General features: G+C 67.9%; 16 protein-coding genes. 10 read left to right on the top strand and 6 right to left on the bottom strand.

All coding sequences use genetic code 11. The features are described from left to right. Positions 1 to 111 precede the first annotated feature (111 nt). From ABQE44_RS11945 to ABQE44_RS11935, 3 genes are all read right to left on the bottom strand, one after another. Entirely contained in the window at positions 112 to 1,719 is a 1,608-nt protein-coding gene (locus ABQE44_RS11945; RefSeq protein WP_448429937.1) for a glycosyltransferase family 87 protein, read from the bottom strand. Continuing rightward, positions 1,716 to 4,130: a transglycosylase domain-containing protein gene (locus ABQE44_RS11940; RefSeq protein ID WP_448430202.1), complete on the bottom strand. Its 2,415-nt coding sequence runs from the start codon at positions 4,128 to 4,130 to the stop codon at positions 1,716 to 1,718. The genes ABQE44_RS11945 and ABQE44_RS11940 overlap by 4 nt, the downstream gene beginning before the upstream one ends. Positions 4,131 to 4,275: 145 nt before the next feature. Continuing rightward, positions 4,276 to 4,719 (bottom strand): DUF5318 domain-containing protein, encoded by a 444-nt coding sequence (locus ABQE44_RS11935; RefSeq protein ID WP_448391561.1) that lies wholly within the window; start codon positions 4,717 to 4,719, stop codon positions 4,276 to 4,278. 88 nt (positions 4,720 to 4,807) lie between these two features. Here ABQE44_RS11935 and ABQE44_RS11930 point away from each other — a divergent pair, with 88 nt between their 5' ends. From ABQE44_RS11930 to ABQE44_RS11915, 4 genes are all read left to right on the top strand, one after another. Next, a complete protein-coding gene (locus ABQE44_RS11930) occupies positions 4,808 to 5,674 on the top strand; it encodes a DUF1707 SHOCT-like domain-containing protein (protein WP_448429935.1) in 867 nt (288 codons plus the stop codon). Positions 5,675 to 5,836: 162 nt separating this feature from the next. Then, a complete protein-coding gene (locus ABQE44_RS11925) occupies positions 5,837 to 6,382 on the top strand; it encodes a PadR family transcriptional regulator (RefSeq protein WP_448391559.1) in 546 nt (181 codons plus the stop codon). A 39-nt stretch (positions 6,383 to 6,421) separates the two neighbouring features. After that, complete coding sequence (locus tag ABQE44_RS11920) at positions 6,422 to 7,528, top strand: inositol-3-phosphate synthase (RefSeq protein ID WP_448391558.1); 1,107 nt, start codon at positions 6,422 to 6,424, stop codon at positions 7,526 to 7,528. 83 nt (positions 7,529 to 7,611) lie between these two features. After that, complete coding sequence (locus ABQE44_RS11915) at positions 7,612 to 8,523, top strand: Rv0045c family esterase (RefSeq protein ID WP_448391557.1); 912 nt, start codon at positions 7,612 to 7,614, stop codon at positions 8,521 to 8,523. 28 nt (positions 8,524 to 8,551) lie between these two features. Here ABQE44_RS11915 and ABQE44_RS11910 read toward each other — a convergent pair whose 3' ends face one another. Both ABQE44_RS11910 and ABQE44_RS11905 read right to left on the bottom strand, forming a co-directional pair. Then, the gene (locus ABQE44_RS11910; RefSeq protein WP_448391556.1) at positions 8,552 to 8,797 is read right to left on the bottom strand and encodes a hypothetical protein; all 246 of its coding nucleotides are present in this window, start codon (positions 8,795 to 8,797) and stop codon (positions 8,552 to 8,554) included. 85 nt (positions 8,798 to 8,882) lie between these two features. Beyond that, on the bottom strand, positions 8,883 to 10,067 hold the full coding sequence (locus ABQE44_RS11905) for an aminoglycoside phosphotransferase/kinase family protein (protein ID WP_448429933.1): 1,185 nt from the start codon (positions 10,065 to 10,067) through the stop codon (positions 8,883 to 8,885). Between the two features lie 74 nt (positions 10,068 to 10,141). On the opposite strand from ABQE44_RS11905, the gene ABQE44_RS11900 reads away from it, so the two are divergent. Genes ABQE44_RS11900 through ABQE44_RS11880 form a run of 5 tightly spaced genes read left to right on the top strand, consistent with a single transcriptional unit; the run spans position 10,142 to position 14,718 of the window. Next, positions 10,142 to 10,933, top strand: coding sequence for an LLM class F420-dependent oxidoreductase (locus ABQE44_RS11900; RefSeq protein WP_448391554.1), 792 nt, complete (start codon positions 10,142 to 10,144; stop codon positions 10,931 to 10,933). Between the two features lie 60 nt (positions 10,934 to 10,993). Then, entirely contained in the window at positions 10,994 to 11,674 is a 681-nt protein-coding gene (locus tag ABQE44_RS11895) for a GntR family transcriptional regulator (protein WP_448429931.1), read from the top strand. 44 nt (positions 11,675 to 11,718) lie between these two features. Further along, on the top strand, positions 11,719 to 13,482 hold the full coding sequence (locus tag ABQE44_RS11890; RefSeq protein ID WP_448391552.1) for an ABC transporter substrate-binding protein/permease: 1,764 nt from the start codon (positions 11,719 to 11,721) through the stop codon (positions 13,480 to 13,482). Then, a complete protein-coding gene (locus tag ABQE44_RS11885) occupies positions 13,482 to 14,219 on the top strand; it encodes an amino acid ABC transporter ATP-binding protein (protein ID WP_448391551.1) in 738 nt (245 codons plus the stop codon). The genes ABQE44_RS11890 and ABQE44_RS11885 overlap by 1 nt, the downstream gene beginning before the upstream one ends. A 55-nt stretch (positions 14,220 to 14,274) precedes the next feature. After that, positions 14,275 to 14,718 carry a MarR family winged helix-turn-helix transcriptional regulator gene (locus ABQE44_RS11880; RefSeq protein WP_448391550.1) on the top strand — a complete coding sequence of 148 codons (444 nt, stop codon included), beginning with the start codon at positions 14,275 to 14,277 and terminating at the stop codon, positions 14,716 to 14,718. Between the two features lie 3 nt (positions 14,719 to 14,721). Here the strand turns inward: ABQE44_RS11880 and ggh are convergent, their stop codons facing one another. Further along, positions 14,722 to 16,062, bottom strand: a complete 1,341-nt coding sequence (gene ggh, locus ABQE44_RS11875; RefSeq protein ID WP_448391549.1) for a glucosylglycerate hydrolase — start codon at positions 16,060 to 16,062, stop codon at positions 14,722 to 14,724. Positions 16,063 to 16,116: 54 nt separating this feature from the next. On the opposite strand from ggh, the gene ABQE44_RS11870 reads away from it, so the two are divergent. Further along, positions 16,117 to 16,788 (top strand): SDR family oxidoreductase, encoded by a 672-nt coding sequence (locus ABQE44_RS11870; protein WP_448429929.1) that lies wholly within the window; start codon positions 16,117 to 16,119, stop codon positions 16,786 to 16,788. The last annotated feature ends 8 nt before the right edge of the window (positions 16,789 to 16,796 follow it).

Below are 16,796 nucleotides of genomic sequence, written 5' to 3'. Positions count from 1 at the left end.
CTCATCACCTCCTACGGTCTAATCGGCCACGGACGTTCCGTGACAGGAGGGTCGCCTGCGTCGGCAACCGGCCCAGGCTACAGGAAACCGCGCTGATCTGCGAAATCCGGGCTACGACGCCGATGAGGCGGCGCTCACCCGGGAGCGCTCCGGGCGCAGCCAGTCCGGCAGCCACGACGGCGGCGCGTCCGGCGCCCCGTCGAACACCCCGCCGGCCGGGTCGTCGACCTCGCCGCGGGCCCGGACCAGATCCAGCTCCGGCCGATAGATCTGGCGGATCACCAGCGCGCACAACGCGACCACCGCGATATCGCGCAGCAACACCGTGGTGGTGAACCACTGCTCGGGCAGGCCGCCGTTCTGCTCGCCGTAGAGGTACAGCATCCGCGGCACCCACACCAGCGCGTCGATCGTCATCCACGCCAACAGCACCCGGCGATGCGGCAACGCCAGCACCGCCAGCGGCACCAGCCACAGCGAGAACTGCGGGCTCCACACCTTGTTGGTCAACAGGAACGCGGCCACCACCAGGAACGCCACCTGCATCACCCGCGGCCGGTGCCGCGCGGTCAGCCCGATGTAAGCGATTGCGACACAACACGATAGAAACAGGATCGCGGAAACGATGTTGGTCACCGTCGGCGGTTCCCAGAAGCCGAGATCGGGATCGAAACCGCGCCAGCCGGTGAACGACTTCACCACGTTGTACAGCGAATCCATGTCGTCGCCGCGGCGGGTGTTGAGCCGGAAGAACTCCGACCACCCGCGCGGAAACAGCACCATGATCGGCAGGTTCACCACCAGCCACGCCACCACGGCCGCCACCGCGGCGCGTACGACCGCACGTACCTGGCCGGTGCGCACCGCCAGCACCGCCAACGCCCCGAGCAGCAGCACCGGATACAGCTTGGCCGCCACCCCCAGGCCGATCAGCGCTCCGGCCAGCACGGGTTTTCGTCGCGCCCACGCCAGCAGCGCGCCGGTCGCGAAAGCCGTTGCCAGCGCGTCGAAGTTCGTGAAGATCTGGAAGATCAGCAACGGCGACGCCGCCACCAGCGCCGCATCCCAGACCCGGCGCGGCCCGGCCAATTGCGATGCCGCCCACACCGTGATCAGCCACGCCAGCGCCAACCCGAACGCGGCGATGTTGAAGAACATCACCACCTCGGCGATGATCGGCACCGACGCCACCTTGGTCAGCGCGGTGTAGGTCTTGGCCAACGACATCGACACGTACTGGTAGAGCCCGGTGAGCACCGGATACTCCATGTAGCGCACTGCGAGGTTGCCGTCGTACTGGATGTGCGGCTCACCGGAGGCGTCCTTCTCCACCCAGCTCGACTTGTACGGGAACTTCCCGAGATTCAACAGTTCCGCGGTGTACAGCGGGACGGTGTCGGAATAGCACAGCTGGTAGTACGCGCGCTGGTTGTCCCAGTTGCCGACCCGCTGATCGGCGGTGCCGGTGCCGGTGGTCTGCAGACACGCAGCCTTGGTCGCATAGCCCAGCGCGAGAAACACCAGCCCGAGGATCAACATCACCCGCAGCGGGGTCAGGAACCGTTGCCTGCCGATCAGGGCGTGCTTGCCGACCGGCCCGCCGATCACATCGGACAGCGCAGCGCCGACGGTGTCGGTGCGGCTGGGCAAGTCACGTTGGTCCAGGCTCCGCCGGTCATCTACCAGCGGAGCCGGTGATTTCAGGTCCGGCTCGGTCACGGAGGCGGAGGCGGGCCGGGCGGGGGCCCCGGGGCTCCCGGCGGCGGCGCGGGCCCGACAGGTGCGGGCTGGCCGGCGGGCGCAGGCGGACCCGGAGCGGGCTGACCAGCCGGAGCGGGCGGACCGACGGGCACGGTGGTGGGCGGACCCCACGGAATCGTAATGCCCGGTGCCAGTTCAAGAGTCGGCTGAATCACCGTCTGCTGCGACGGCGGAACGTCCGACGGTGGCGGCTGGTCTTCATCGGGAGCGGGGGTCCGCGGCGCGACCGGCGCCTGCGGCACACCGGCATAACCGCCGATCTCTTCCGGTTTGGGGAACGACTCGACCTCAGTGCCCTGGAGCGCACCGTCCATCGTGGCCTTCCAGATGTCCGACGGCAGACCGGAGCCGTAAACCGGTGAGCCCCATTGGTTCTCCAGCGGTTTGTCGCCGCCGGTGGTGCCCACCCACACCGCCGTCGACAACGACGGCGTGTACCCCACCATCCAGGCGTCCCGGTTGGCGCCGGTGTCGCCGAGCTGGTTGGTGCCCGTCTTGGCCGCCGACGGACGACCGCCCGCCAACGCGTGGCCGTTGGAGTACGCCGCAATCGGCTGCATCGCCGACGTGACGTTGTCGGCGACCTTCTTGTCGATGCGCTGCTCGCCCTCGGCGTCCTGCTGCGACGCGTCGAACAGCACCTCGCCCTGGGCGTTGACCACCTTCTGCACGAAGTGCGGTTTGTGGTAGACACCGGAGGCCGCCAGCGTCGCGTAGGCCGACGCCATGTCGATCACCCGAGTCTGGTACTGGCCCAACACGATTCCGTTGTTGGGCGGACCGCCCTGACCGTCCTCGGACAGGGTGTGCTCGACACCTGGGAAGCTCTCGGCGATACCGGCCTGGTGCGCGGCCTCGGCGACGTCTTCCGGGCCGTCCTCCAGCTTCAGCATCAAGCGGTAGTAGCTGGTGTTCAGCGAGCGCTTCAGCGCCTCGGCGATATTGCAGGTGCCGCAGCCGCCACCCTCGACGTTGGTGATCTTGATCCCGTTGACTTCCAGCGGCGAACTGTCGACCTGGGTGCCCAACCCCATGCCCTGCTGCAGCGCCGCCACCAGAGCGAACACCTTGAACGCCGACCCCGTCGGCAGCCCGGCCTGCGCGAAGTCGAACCCGTTGGCGTCGTCGCCGCCGTAGTACGCCTCCACCCCGCCGGTGCGCGGATCGGTCGACACGACCGCAGTCCGCATCTCGGGATCCTGGCCCTCGAGATACTCCGCGGCCGCCTCCTCCGCGGCCTGCTGCGCCTTGGGGTCGATGGTCGTGGTGATCTGCAGACCCTCGGTGTTGAGCGTCTTCTCGTTGATGTCGAACAGGTCGAGCAGTTCCTGTTTCACCTGCCGTTCGATCAGCCCCTTCGGGCCGGTCGTCAGGTTCTGCGTACGCGCCAACTCCGGCGGCACCGTCTCCGGAAACACCTGGGCGGCGCGCTCGCCAGGCGTCAACGCGCCGATCTCGACCATGCCGTCGAGCACCCAGTTCCACCGGGCGGTGGCACCTTCGAGGTCCACCGCCGGATCCAGGCCCGACGGCCGCTGGATCAGCGCGGCCAGCAGCGCGCCCTCAGCGACCGTCAGGGCTTCGACCGGCTTGTTGAAGTACGCCTTGGCCGCCGCGGCCACGCCGTAGGAACCGCGACCGAAATAGATGATGTTCAGGTACGACTGCAGCACTTGGTCTTTGGACCACTCGCCGGACATCTTCGTCGAGATGACGAGTTCTTTGGCCTTGCGCAGCAGGCCGCCGATGCCGGCGCGTTCCGAACCCACCAGCGCGTTCTTGACGTACTGCTGGGTGATGGTGGAGCCGCCCTGCAGGTTCTCACCGGCGATGTTGTTCTTGACCGCCCTGGCGAATCCGGTGAACGAGAACCCCGGGTTGGAGTAGAAGTCGCGGTCCTCGGCGGCCATCACCGCGTTGCGCACATGCACCGGAATCTGGTCGATGTTCACATCGACCCGGTTGCCTTCCGGCGGAACGATTTTCGCCAGCTCACTGCCGTCGCTGGCCAGGATCGTGGAGACCTGGTTGGTCCGGATGTCACCTGGTTTGGGGACATCGACGATCAGGTAGGCCATCGCGAACGTCACCATCGGCAACACCAGCAATACGACGGCTGCCGCCAACAGGCCGCGGCGCACCCATGACCAGTTGACCGGCTTGCGCTGGCTGGGCCGCCGTGGCGGCGGTGGGCCTGCCGGCGGTTCACCACCGCCGGGTGGGCGCCGTGGCGGCGGAGGTGGCGGCTGTTTGGGCGCCGGGGTGCCGTCCAGCGCCGCCTTGACGGCGTCGATGGGATCGCGCAGATGCGGTGGCGGCTGGTCGCGCACCGGCGGCAACACCGATGTGTGCCGATCGTCGGGCGGCACCGGTCGGGTGCGGTTGGCGGACGGCGCGTTCTCCGGCGGGCGATGCCGCCCGCCGCCGTCGGCCTTTCTGGGCTCGGGCTCGCTCACACCGTCAGCCTCGCGTCCCTTGCGGACATCGTTGACTGATCGGTCGGGTCGCCCTTCGCTATTCACTGGCCGTGCGCGCGCGAGCGCGCGCCGCCTGGGTGCTCCGCGATGCCCGCCGACCCCGGGACGGGCCTGTCGGCGGTACTTCGCCAAGCACATACGATTTGACCAGGTGATTCCAACTGCAGGTGCGGCATACCTCCACCACGTGTACCGAGAACTCGTCGTATCGGGACGCCAGCAGGACCAACTCCTCGGCGCTACGCGCCGAACCTGACACCGCGCCCAGGTGGTCACCGAATACCCACGAAACCAGGGTGAGCTGCTCCTTGCGACAGATCGGGCACATCACCGAGCTGGGCTTCCCATGGAACTTGGCGGCTCGCAACAGATAGGGGTTGGCGTCACACACCTCGGAGACGCCGGTGCGCCCCGAGTAGACCTCCGCCAGCAAGGACCGCCGCCGAAGCGCGTAGTCCACCACCTGTCGCTGCAATCGCACGAGGACCAGAGTACGTCTCTGTGGGACAGACCGAGGCGCGACGTGCTTCGGCCCGCGCCATCGGAAACCATCTCTTACGATCTTCGACGTGGCTTCGGGCAGCTCAGGGTGGCGCACCTCGGGAATGCGGGCAAAAGACAGCGACCGCGCCGAAACCTGCCAGATTCTGGACACCGCCCTGGCCGACGGCCAGCTGTCGATGACCGAGCATGGCGAACGGGTGAAATCGGCCACTGCCGCGACGACGCTGGGCCAGCTGCAGGATCTGGTGGCCGATCTGCAGAACCCGAAGACGGCGCAGACCACGATGATCACCAAGGTGGTCAACCGGCAGGTGCCGCAGCCGGTCAACTGGGGTATCCGCGCCGCGGTGGCCGGTGTCCTGGTGGTCGTCGGCATCGCGATCGGCTGGGGGCTGTACGGCAACACGTCGTCACCGCTGAGCGGAGCCTCCGACCCGGGCGCCCAGCCCGACGGCATCACGCCCGTCGTGCTCACCCCGCCGCGACAGCTGCATTCGCTCGGCGGTCTGACCGGTCTGCTCGAGCAGATGAAGCAGCGCTTCGGCGACACCACCGGCTACCGGCTGACCGTCTACCCGGACTACGCCGTGCTGAGCCGGCCGGACCCGGCCGAGGACCGCCGCGAGCTCATCTACTCCTATCGCGGCGGCTGGGATGATCCGTCGTCGAGCTCCAGAAGTAGCCGCGCCACCGTGGTGGATCTGGGCCGCTTCGACGTCAAGGCGGTCGTCGGTGTGCTGCGCGGGGCGCCGGAAACGCTGGGCATCAAGCCCGGCGACGTCACCAGCACCTATCTGAGCATCGACCCCGCCCGCGATCCGACCACGCCGGGGGAGCTGTCGGTGTCCGTCTACGTCTCCAGTGACTACGGCAGCGGCCATATCGCGATGGCGCCCGACGGCAGGGTCAAGCAGATCAGCTATCCGTCCTGATAGCGACGCACTTCCGGCCCTGATCGCGACCACGGGCGTCGGGCCGGCGTTCGCATTGGGGCCACCCGGAGTTCGCGACGAATATATCGGCGCGATACACTGGCCCGAGGTGTCGGACCGCCGTATCGGATCAGCTCGGATTTCTAGGAGGAGGTGTCCCGCGTGCTTGAACTGGCCATCCTGGGACTCCTGCAAGAGGCTCCGATGCACGGCTACGAACTTCGCAAGAGGCTGACGGGACTGCTCGGGGCGTTCCGCGCGTTCTCCTACGGCTCGTTGTACCCGGCGCTGCGCCGGATGCAGACCGACGGGCTGATCGCGGAGGATCCGGCACCGGACGGCACCCCGAAGATGCGTCGCGCCCGGCGCGTCTACCGGCTCACCGAGGCCGGCAAGCAACGGTTCGCCGAACTGGTGGCCGATACCGGCCCGCAGAACTACTCCGACGACGGGTTCGGCGTGCACCTCGCGTTTTTCAACCGGACCCCGGCCGAGGCCAGGATGCGGATCCTCGAGGGCCGCCGTCGTCAGGTGGAAGAACGCCGTGAGGGCCTGCGTGAAGCAGTTGCGCGGGCAAGTAATTCGATCGACCGCTACACCCGACAGCTTCACCAGCTCGGGTTGGAGTCCAGCGAGCGCGAAGTCAAGTGGCTCAATGAACTGATCGCGGCCGAACAGTTGGCGCAGAGACGCGCCGAGCAGCCGTAAGGCAGTTACCAAGTTAGTACGAAGGGAAGAGTTCGTGTCATGAGTGAGCACATCGGAGCCGGCGCGCCGGCGACAGACAACGCAGAGGTGCGGGTCGCGATTGTCGGTGTGGGTAACTGTGCGGCCTCGCTGGTGCAGGGCGTGCAGTACTACCAGGACGCCGATGAGTCGGCCACCGTGCCCGGTCTCATGCATGTGCGGCTCGGCCCGTACCACGTGCGCGATGTGAAGTTCGTCGCGGCGTTCGACGTCGACGCCAAGAAGGTCGGGTTCGACCTGTCCGAGGCGATCTTCGCGTCGGAGAACAACACCATCAAGATCGCCGACGTGCCGCCGATGAACGTCACCGTCCAGCGCGGCCCGACGCTCGACGGCATCGGCAAGTACTACGCGGACACGATCGAGGTGTCCGACGTCGATCCCGTCGACGTGGTGGCTGTGCTCAAGGAGAACAAGGTCGATGTGCTGGTGTCCTACCTGCCGGTGGGCTCCGATGACGCCGACAAGTTCTACGCCCAGTGCGCGATCGACGCCGGGGTGGCGTTCGTCAACGCGCTGCCGGTGTTCATCGCCTCCGATCCGGTGTGGGCCAAGAAGTTCGAGGATGCCGGGGTGCCGATCGTCGGCGACGACATCAAGAGCCAGATCGGTGCGACGATCACCCACCGCGTGATGGCCAAGCTGTTCGAGGACCGCGGTGTGCAACTGGACCGCACCATGCAGCTCAACGTCGGCGGCAACATGGACTTCCTGAACATGCTCGAACGTGAGCGGCTGGAGTCCAAGAAGATCTCCAAGACCCAGGCCGTCACCTCCAACCTGCAGCGTGAGTTCAAGACGAAGGACGTGCACATCGGCCCGTCGGATCACGTCGGCTGGCTCGACGACCGCAAGTGGGCCTACGTTCGGCTGGAGGGCCGCGCGTTCGGTGACGTGCCGCTGAACCTGGAGTACAAGCTCGAGGTGTGGGACTCGCCGAACTCGGCGGGCGTGATCATCGACGCGGTGCGCGCGGCCAAGATCGCCAAGGACCGCGGTATCGGCGGCCCGGTGGTGGCGGCGTCGGCATACCTGATGAAGAGCCCGCCGCAGCAGTTGCCCGACGACGTGGCCCGCACGCAGCTGGAAACCTTCATCCAGAGCTGACCTCTTCTTCTAGCGGTTTGTGGAGTCCTGCCCGCGCTGAGCGCGGCTGGGGCTCCACAGATCGCGTTTTGTACTGTTTCGCTGTGAGCGACATAAGCCCCGACGACGAACTGGCCTCACTCGACGAGTTCATGTTCCTCAAAGAGAATGCGCGCCAGGCCGGCGTCCAGACCGTACCGCCGGTCACCCGCATCGACTCCGGGCCGATCAGCGCGCTGAAGTTCGGCGAGGGACCGGCGCGGATCGTGTACCTGCACGGCGGCGGGCAGAACGCGCACACCTGGGACACCGTGGTCGTCGGCCTCGGCGAGCCCGCGTTGGCGCTCGACCTGCCGGGCCACGGCCGCTCGGCGTGGCGCGAGGACGGCGACTACGGGCCCAAGCTCAACGCGGTCACGATCGAACCGGTGCTGCGCGAGCTGGCGCCCGAAGCCGACCTCGTCGTCGGAATGTCGCTGGGCGGGTTGACCGCGCTGCGGCTGGCGGTGTCGGCCCCCGCGCTGGTGCGCCGGCTGGTACTCGTCGACGTCACCCCGTCGGCGCCGCAGCGCCACACCGAGTTGAGCGAAGACCAGAAAGGCACCGTCGCGCTGGTACAAGGTCCGCGCACATTCGAAAGCTTCGACGCGATGCTCGAACTGACCGTCGCCGCCGCACCCCACCGGGACCGGGAGTCGTTGCGCCGCGGCGTTTTCCACAACGCCCAACGCCTCGACGACGGCACCTGGACGTGGCGTTACGACGAGATGCGCAAGGGCGAGGGGTTCGAAGGCCTGTGGGACGACGTGCCCCGCCTCGAGGTGCCCACCACGCTGGTGCGCGGCGCCAAGTCGTTCTTCGTCAACGACGACGACGCCGACGAGTTCGCCCGTACCGCACCGGGTTTTCGCGATGTGCGCATCGTCGAAGATTCCGGCCACTCGGTACAGAGCGACCAGCCGGGCAGGCTGATCGAGATTTTGCGCGAGGTGCTGAACGAACAGCGGCGACGCTAGAAGCGCCGCCGCCGTCCTGCCCGTAACATCAGCTGTCCCAGTAGCTTCCGCTGTCGACGCTGTCGTAAAGACCGTGGAACTCCTGCGGGATGTTCAGCTGCACCGGACCCTCGATCTGCGGAACAGCGGCTGTTAGTTGGACATTCACGTCCGCCGGGTGCGCAGCCAGCGCGGCCGGTCCGGCGTCGGCGTGTGCGGCACCTGCGCCCGCGACCCCGAGTCCGGTGAGCGCGGCGCCCATGGTCAGGACCTTCCAAGTAGCCGTGCGTTTCATTGTGTGCTCCTTTTCCTCGTTTCCCCGACATGTCCACTGTCTCGCTCTGCGGTGAGGGCAGAAGGAGACCAAGATGAGCGCCTTCTCATCCGGCGCTCGCCAGCCATTTCTTCGCCAGCTCCAGGCGCGCGACGGTGTGCTCGCGCCACTGCGGATGCTGAATGCGGAACGGGCCGGTGGCCAGGCCGAGCAGCGCCGCGGCGGTGCGCTGGCGCAGCTGCCGAGGCGGCACTCGCCGATCGGCGTGGGCCAACACCTCGGCCGCGTACCGTCCCGCCGTCGGATGCCACCGGTCCTCCAGGTCCAGCCCCGACAGGTGCGCGATCAGCATCGCCCACTCGTCGATGCGTTCTCCGGGGCCGGCGGTGTCCAGATCGACCAACCCGGTGATCCGGGCGCCGTGGGTCAGCAGTTGACCCTCGTAGAAGTCTCCGTGCACCGGCACCACCGGCGCCGCCTCCTGCTCGACGGTGTGCAGGGCGGCGACGAGCTCAGCCAGCTCGGCCAGCACGTCCGGTTCGCCGGCGGCCGCCCAGCGCAGCGCGGCGGCGTTGTCGTCGACCAGCTGCAGGTGTGACCGTCGCCGCGGCATCGCCGTCAGATCGGCGGGCAGCGCGTCCAACAACGCCTCGAACGCGTCGGGCGCCGGCACATCGCCGCCGTCGGCAAGCACGTTTCGCAGCGCCGTCCCCGGCGCCTCGGGCAGCGCGATCAGCCCGTCCGGGGTGAACGCCGCCACCGGCGGGACGGGTAGGTGCGGGCTGGCCAGGTCGTGGCGGACGCGCAGCTGCGCGACGGCAGATGGGCGCAGCACCTTGAGGAACCATGTGCGACGGCCGTCGTGCACCTCCAGCACCGCGCGCTGCGCGGGCCGATACGCGCGTACCCGGACGTCGCTCACGTCCGTCGCGCTGAGGCCGAGGTGGCGCAGCACCCCCGCGTCGCTGGCCGCGGCCAGCGCAGGCAGCGCCGGGTCTTGGGGCCAACGCCAGATGCCGACCTCGACCGACTCGCCCAGATGTTCGCCGGCGACGACGGCCGCGCCGGCCGGGATGCGGCTGCCGGTCGTGGCGGCCAGGATCTCCGTCGTGCGGGTACCGTCGGCGCGACGCACCGCCGCCCAGTACATGACGGTGGCCGCGCCGCTGGGCCGCACGTTGACGTGACCGGGCTGCAGGTGTTCGAGTTTGCCGCCGTATTCGGTGAGGGCAGCCGTCAGCACGTCGGGTGCGTACGGGCCGAGCAGCAGATCCAGCGCGGGCGAAGTCATATCCCCAAGCCTGGCGTTTGCGGCGGAAACGCAGATGAGTGCGAAATGAGAGTGCTCTCATCTAACTTGAAACGGTGAGCTTCCCCATTCGCATCGGTGTGCAACTACAGCCGCAACATTCCCCGCAATACCGCCATATCCGCGACGCGGTCCGTCGCTGTGAGGACCTGGGTGTCGACGTCGCCTTCAACTGGGACCACTTCTTCCCGCTATACGGCGACCCCGACGGCGCGCACTACGAATGCTGGACGATGCTGGGCGCCTGGGCCGAGCAGACGTCGCGCATCGAGATCGGCGCACTGGTGTCGTGCAACTCCTACCGCAACCCCGAACTGCTGGCCGACATGGCCCGCACCGTCGACCACATCAGCGACGGCCGGCTGATTCTGGGCATCGGCTCGGGCTGGAAGCAGAAGGACTACGACGAGTACGGCTACGAGTTCGGCACCGCGGGCAGCCGCCTCGACGACCTGGCCACCGGGCTACCCCGCATCACGTCGCGGCTGACCAAGCTCAACCCGCCGCCCACCCGGCCGATCCCCGTCCTGATCGGCGGTGAAGGTGAGAAGAAGACGCTGCGGCTGGTGGCCAGGCACGCCGACATCTGGCACACCTTCAGCGGCAGCGCCGGCTACCCCCGCAAGGCCGAGGTCTTGGCGCGGCACTGCTCGGACGTCAGCCGAGATCCTGCCGCGATCGAGCGGTCGGCCGGAGTGTCGGGCAAGACGACCGACGAGCTGCTCGCCGAGGCCGACGCGCTGGCCGAACTCGGGGTCACGCTGCTGACCGTCGGCGCCAACGGTCCCGACTACGACCTCACCCAGGCCGAAGCGCTATGTCGCTGGCGCGACCGCCAGACGAGCTAGTCACTCCCTCGCGTCGATCCGCTCCGGGCGCACCCGCTGCGTGAGACACTGTTGGCCGCGATGCCAAAGAAGTATGGGGTCAAAGAAAAAGACCTCGTGGTCTCGCATGTTGTCAACCTGATACTGACCGGCAAACTTCGCTCGGGTGATCGGGTGGACCGCAACGAGATCGCCAAGGAACTCGGGGTGTCCCGCGTGCCCATCCAGGAGGCCGTGGTACAGCTCGAGCACGACGGCATCCTCTACACCCGCTACCACCGCGGGGCGTTCGTCGAGGTGTTCGACGAGACCGTCGTGCGCGAGCACCACGAAATCTACGGCCTGCTCAACGGCATCGCCGCCGCGCGTGCGGCGACCGACCGCAATCCGGAGCTCATCGACGAACTCGACAGGCTGCTCGGCGTCATGCACAGCACCCGCCGTTCACGTGCCTTCAACGAGGCCGGCTGGGATTTCCGGCGGCTGATCAAGGAGCGGTACGCGGGCCCGCGGTTGCTGGCGCTGATCCAGGCGTCGCAGGCGCTGGTGCCTGAGGCGTTCTGGAGTGCATACACCGACAACCACGACGAGATGCTGCCGTTCTACGTACGCGAGGTCGACGCGATCCGCCGCGGCGACACCGACGCGGCGCGCGCAGCCAACATCGACCGGTCCGACCTGATGGTCCGGATCATGCTGGCCGAACTGGTGCGCCGCGGTGTACTCGCCCCGTCCGCGCACCCGGCGTTGCATTCCAATTGACCTGACGTCGCCGTCGCCGGGCCGACGCTCGCTACGTTGCAGTAATGAAGACAACCGTCTTGGCGCTGATCGGGTTGTTGATCTTCACCTTGGGCCTGGCGCCGCCGGCACGGGCGCAAGTCGACCAGTGCGCGCCGCCCGGCGTCGAGAGCGCCAGCGCACTGCCCACCAACCTGGCCGCAGCTGCCAAGGGACCTGACGAAGACAGCTACACCACGGCCACCGTCGTGCCGCTGGACTCCGTCGACGTGGATGCGCTCGGACTGAGCACCCCGGGAACACTGACGGTCGGCACCCTTTCGGACGCCCCGCCGAGCATCTGCATCAACTCCGCGGGTCAGTTCACCGGGTTCGACAACGAGGTGCTGCGGGCCATCGCCGAGCGGTTGGGGCTGCAGATCAACTTCGTCGGCACCGAGTTCTCCGGCCTGCTGGCCCAGGTGGCCTCGCGCCGCTTCGACGTCGGGTCGTCGTCGATCACCACCACCGAAGCCCGCCGCCGCACCGTCGGTTTCACCAACGGCTACGACTTCGGCTACTTCTCGCTGGTGGTGCCCGCCGGCTCGGCCATCACCGGGTTCGGCGACCTGGCCGCCGGGCAGCGCATCGGGGTCGTACAGGGCACCGTGCAGGAGTCCTACGTCGTCGACACCTTGGGCCTGCAGCCGGTGATCTACCCCGACTACAACACCGTCTACGCGAGCCTCAAATCCCGCCAGCTCGATGCGTGGGTCGCGCCGTCGCAGCAGGCCGAGGGCACGGTGCAACCCGGCGATCCAGCCGAGATCATCGAAAACACCTTCAGCTTGGACAATTTCATCGCTTATGCGGTCGCCAAGGAGAACCAGTCCCTCATCGACGCGTTGAACGCTGGGCTGGACGCGGTGATCGCCGACGGCACCTGGGGCCGGCTGTACTCCGACTGGGTGCCGCGCGCGCTGCCGCCGGGGTGGAAACCCGGATCAAAGGCGGCGCCGGTGCCGCAGCTGCCCAACTTCGACGCGATCGCCGCGCAGCAACAGGAAACCGACACCGGCGGGCCGGTACAGCCGAAATCCACACTGGCGCAACTGAAGGACTCGTTCCTGGACTGGAACCTCTACAAGCAGGCCATCCCCGACCTGTTCAAGACCGGTCTGCCCAACACGCTGATCCTGACCGTGTGCGCCTCGGTGATCGGGCTGCTGCTGGGCATGGCGCTGGCCGTCGCCGGAATATCCCGAAGCCGCCTATTGCGCTGGCCCGCACGGGTTTACACCGACATCTTCCGCGGTCTGCCCGAGGTGGTCATCATCTTGCTGATCGGCCTGGGCCTGGGCCCGGTGGTGGGCGGGCTGACCGGCAACAACCCGTTTCCGCTCGGCATCGCCGCGCTGGGGCTGATGGCCGCGGCCTACGTCGGCGAGATCTTCCGCTCAGGCATTCAGAGCGTGGAGCCGGGCCAGCTGGAAGCCTCGCGGGCACTGGGCTTTTCGTATACCACGTCGATGCGGCTGGTCGTGGTGCCCCAGGGCATCCGGCGGGTATTGCCCGCGCTGATGAACCAGTTCATCTCGCTGCTCAAGGCATCCTCGCTGGTGTACTTCCTGGGTCTGGTGGCCGACCAGCGTGAACTGTTCCAGGTCGGCCGCGACCTCAACGCGCAGACCGGCAACCTGTCCCCGCTGGTGGCGGCCGGGCTGTTCTACCTGGCGCTGACCGTACCGCTGACCCATCTGGTGAACTACATCGACAACCGGCTGCGGCGCGGGCGGGCCCCGACCGAGGAGGACCCACTGGAACTGTCCACGTCACAAGAGATGATCTGATGGCTGCCTTCGAACCGGTATCTCTGGCCGCCAACGACATTCACCTGTCGTTCGGACCGAACTCGGTGCTGCGCGGGGTGCACATCGACGTGCCGGCGGGCAGCACCGCCGTCGTGATCGGGCCGTCGGGTTCCGGGAAGTCGACGCTGCTGCGCACATTGAACCGGCTCCACGAACCCGACCGGGGCGATATCCTGCTCGACGGGCGTTCGGTGCTCAACGACAACCCGGATCAGTTGCGTCAGCGCATCGGGATGGTGTTCCAGAACTTCAACCTGTTTCCACATCGAAGCGTGCTGGACAACGTGACGCTGGCGCCGCGCAAGCTCAAACGCCTCGGCGCCGACGAGGCCCGCGAACTCGGCATGGCGCAGTTGGAGCGGGTCGGACTACGGCACAAGGCCGACGTGCGCCCGACGACGCTGTCCGGTGGTCAGCAGCAACGCGTCGCGATCGCGCGCGCATTGGCGATGGCGCCGCAGGTGATGTTCTTCGACGAGGCCACTTCAGCGCTGGACCCGGAGTTGGTCAAGGGGATCCTGGCGCTCATCGCCGACCTGGGCGAAGACGGGATGACGATGGTGGTGGTGACCCATGAGATGGGCTTCGCACAGTCGACGGCCGACACCGTGGTGTTCATGGACCACGGGCAGGTCGTCGAGGCCGGTCGGCCCGAGCAGATCTTCGAGGCCGCCGAGACCGAGCGGCTGCAGCGGTTCCTGTCCCAGGTTCTGTGAGGTAATCGCCCGTCATCACAACTTGGCAGCCTCAGACAGGTTAGACTGACGAATTATGGCCGAGGTAGAACCGCAGGTCACGGAGTTGGCGGGGGAGTTGCAGCGGGTGCTCTCCCGGGTTTTCTCCGTGCTGCGCCGCAGCGACACCAACCGTGCGGAAGCCGGTGACCTGACGTTGGCGCAGCTGTCGATCCTGTTGACGCTGCTCGATCAGGGGCCGCTGCGGATGACCGATCTGGCCGCCCACGAGCGGGTTCGCACCCCCACCACCACGGTCGCGATCCGCCGGCTGGAGAAGCTTGGCTTGGTCAAACGCTCACGTGACCCCTCTGATTTGCGGGCGGTGCTGGTCGATATCACCCCCGAGGGACGGGCCCAGCACCAAGAGGCGCTGGCGACGCGGCGGGCGTACCTGGCCACGCTGCTGGGCAAGCTCAGCCCCGAGGATCTGGAGATGCTGACCAAGGCCATCGGCCCGCTCGAGCGCCTCGGCGAATAGCGCTCATCCCAGCCAGTCCAGTACCGCCGCGGCGGTCCACGACTGCTGCATGCTGCCCAGCGGTTCTCCGGTGAAGGGCTCGTAGTATTCGGCGAAGCTGCCGTCGCTGACTTGCCGCAGACCTTCCTTGCGCAGCAGGCGGGCACGTTCGGCCCAGCCGCGCCGGGCGAAGCACCACCCGAACAGCCACGTCATCACCGGCCACACCGGCCCACGCCAGTACTCGCGGGCGCGGAAGTCCCGCGATACCGGCGACGTCGACGGCAGCAGACCGTATTTCAGGTCGGGATGCCCGCAGAACCGCGGGCCCTCCAGCAGCTTCACCAGGTGGCGTTCCCGCTCGTGCGGCAACCCGCCACACAGCAGCGGCGCGAACTGCGCGACCGTCTCGGTGGCCACCCACTCGCCGGCGCGGACATCGAAATCGCGTGCCGCGCCGGTTCTTTCGTCGGTGGCGTCGATCACGCCCGCCCGGAACCGATCGGCCCACGCGTACAGGTCGCGCACGTCGGCCGACGGACGTTTGTAGTCCTCGCCGATCTCGGCGAGCACGTCGCAGGCGACGGCGAGGATCGCCGAGACGAACACGTCCTCGACGGCGAAGCTCATCACCTTGGGCAGCAACTCGTCGTCGTAGCGGGCCAGCTTCATCTCCTCGAGTAGCCACAGATACCGGTCGTATTCGACGTCGCTGGGGCGTTGGCTGGCGTCGGTGACGATCGTGGTGTCCGCGCGCTGATACTCGGGCAGCGCGCCGGGAACAACGTTGGCGTAGGCACTGTCCCAGCGCGGCGAGTTGTCCATGCCGGACTCCCACCCGTGGTAGAGCGTGACCCTGCCGCGGGACTGCGGATCGCGGGCTTCGGCCAGCCAACGGTGCCACCGCACCAGGTTGTTCCAGCGGCGGTCCAGGAACGCCTCGGCGACCGCGCGGGTGGTGCGGCCGCGGGTGCGGGCGTTGTCGAGGATGCGCTGGACGGCGATGGCGTGCACCGGCGGTTGGGTGATACCCGAGGTGAGCCGGTTGCGCGGCGCGTGGACGGCCAGCGTCGACGTGGCCCAGCGCGCGGGGCCGGGAAAGTAGCCGTCGACCCCGTTGGCGAAGACGATGTGCGGGATCATCCCGTTGCCCCACTGCGCCGAGAGCAACGTGTCGAGTTCGACGACCGCGCGCTCGACGCTCAGCGGCGCCAGCCCGATCGCCACGAACGCCGCGTCCCAGCTCCACATATGGGGGTACAGCAGCGGCGCGGCCGTCGTCATCGTGCCCAGGTCATTGCCGCGCAGCAGGTAGGCGGCGCGGGCGGAGAGCTGCGTCGGGGCGAAGCTGTGGTCGGCGGGCATCCGTACCATGATGCGACGCGGGAGCGTGGTTCGCAGGTCGGTAGCGTTGACGACATGCCGACCGCAATGATCACGGGTGCCTCCCGGGGGCTCGGCGCGGCCGTCGCGGCCGCGCTGGCGCCGACGCACAGCCTGGTGTTGGCGGGCCGGCCGTCGACGCGGCTGGACGAGGTGGCCGCCGAGTTCGGCGCCGCCATCCTGGCCCTCGACCTGGCCGACACCGACACGATTCCCGACGCCGTCGCGGCCGTCGACGAACTCGACGTGCTGGTGCACAACGCCGGGGTGGCGTTTCCCGGGCGGGTGGCCGAGTCGACCGTCGATGAGTGGCGAACGAGTATGGAAGTCAACGTGATTGGGGCGGTGGCGCTGACGTTGGCGCTGCTGCCCGCGCTGCGGGCGGTCGGCGGGCACGTCGTGTTCGTCAACTCCGGTTCGGGTATCAACGCCTCACCCGGGTTGGCGTCCTATTCGGGCAGCAAGTTCGCGCTGCGGTCGTTCGCCGATTCGCTGCGCGCCGACGAGCCGTCGTTGCGGGTGACGTCGGTGCATCCCGGCCGGATCGCCACCGAGATGCAGGAGAGGTTGGTGGCCTACGAGGGCGGGCAGTACGACCCGTCGCGGTTCTTGTCGCCCGAGACGGTCGCGCGCGTCATCGCCGACGCGGTGTCGTCGCCGCCGGATGGGCACATCCACCAGGTGATCATCCGCCCACGCGTCCGGTGATTTCTGGT

Source organism: Mycolicibacterium sp. XJ2546 (assembly GCF_053483195.1).
The sequence above is the reverse complement of the archived record's forward strand: the minus strand, read 5'-3'. Positions and strand labels throughout refer to the sequence as shown.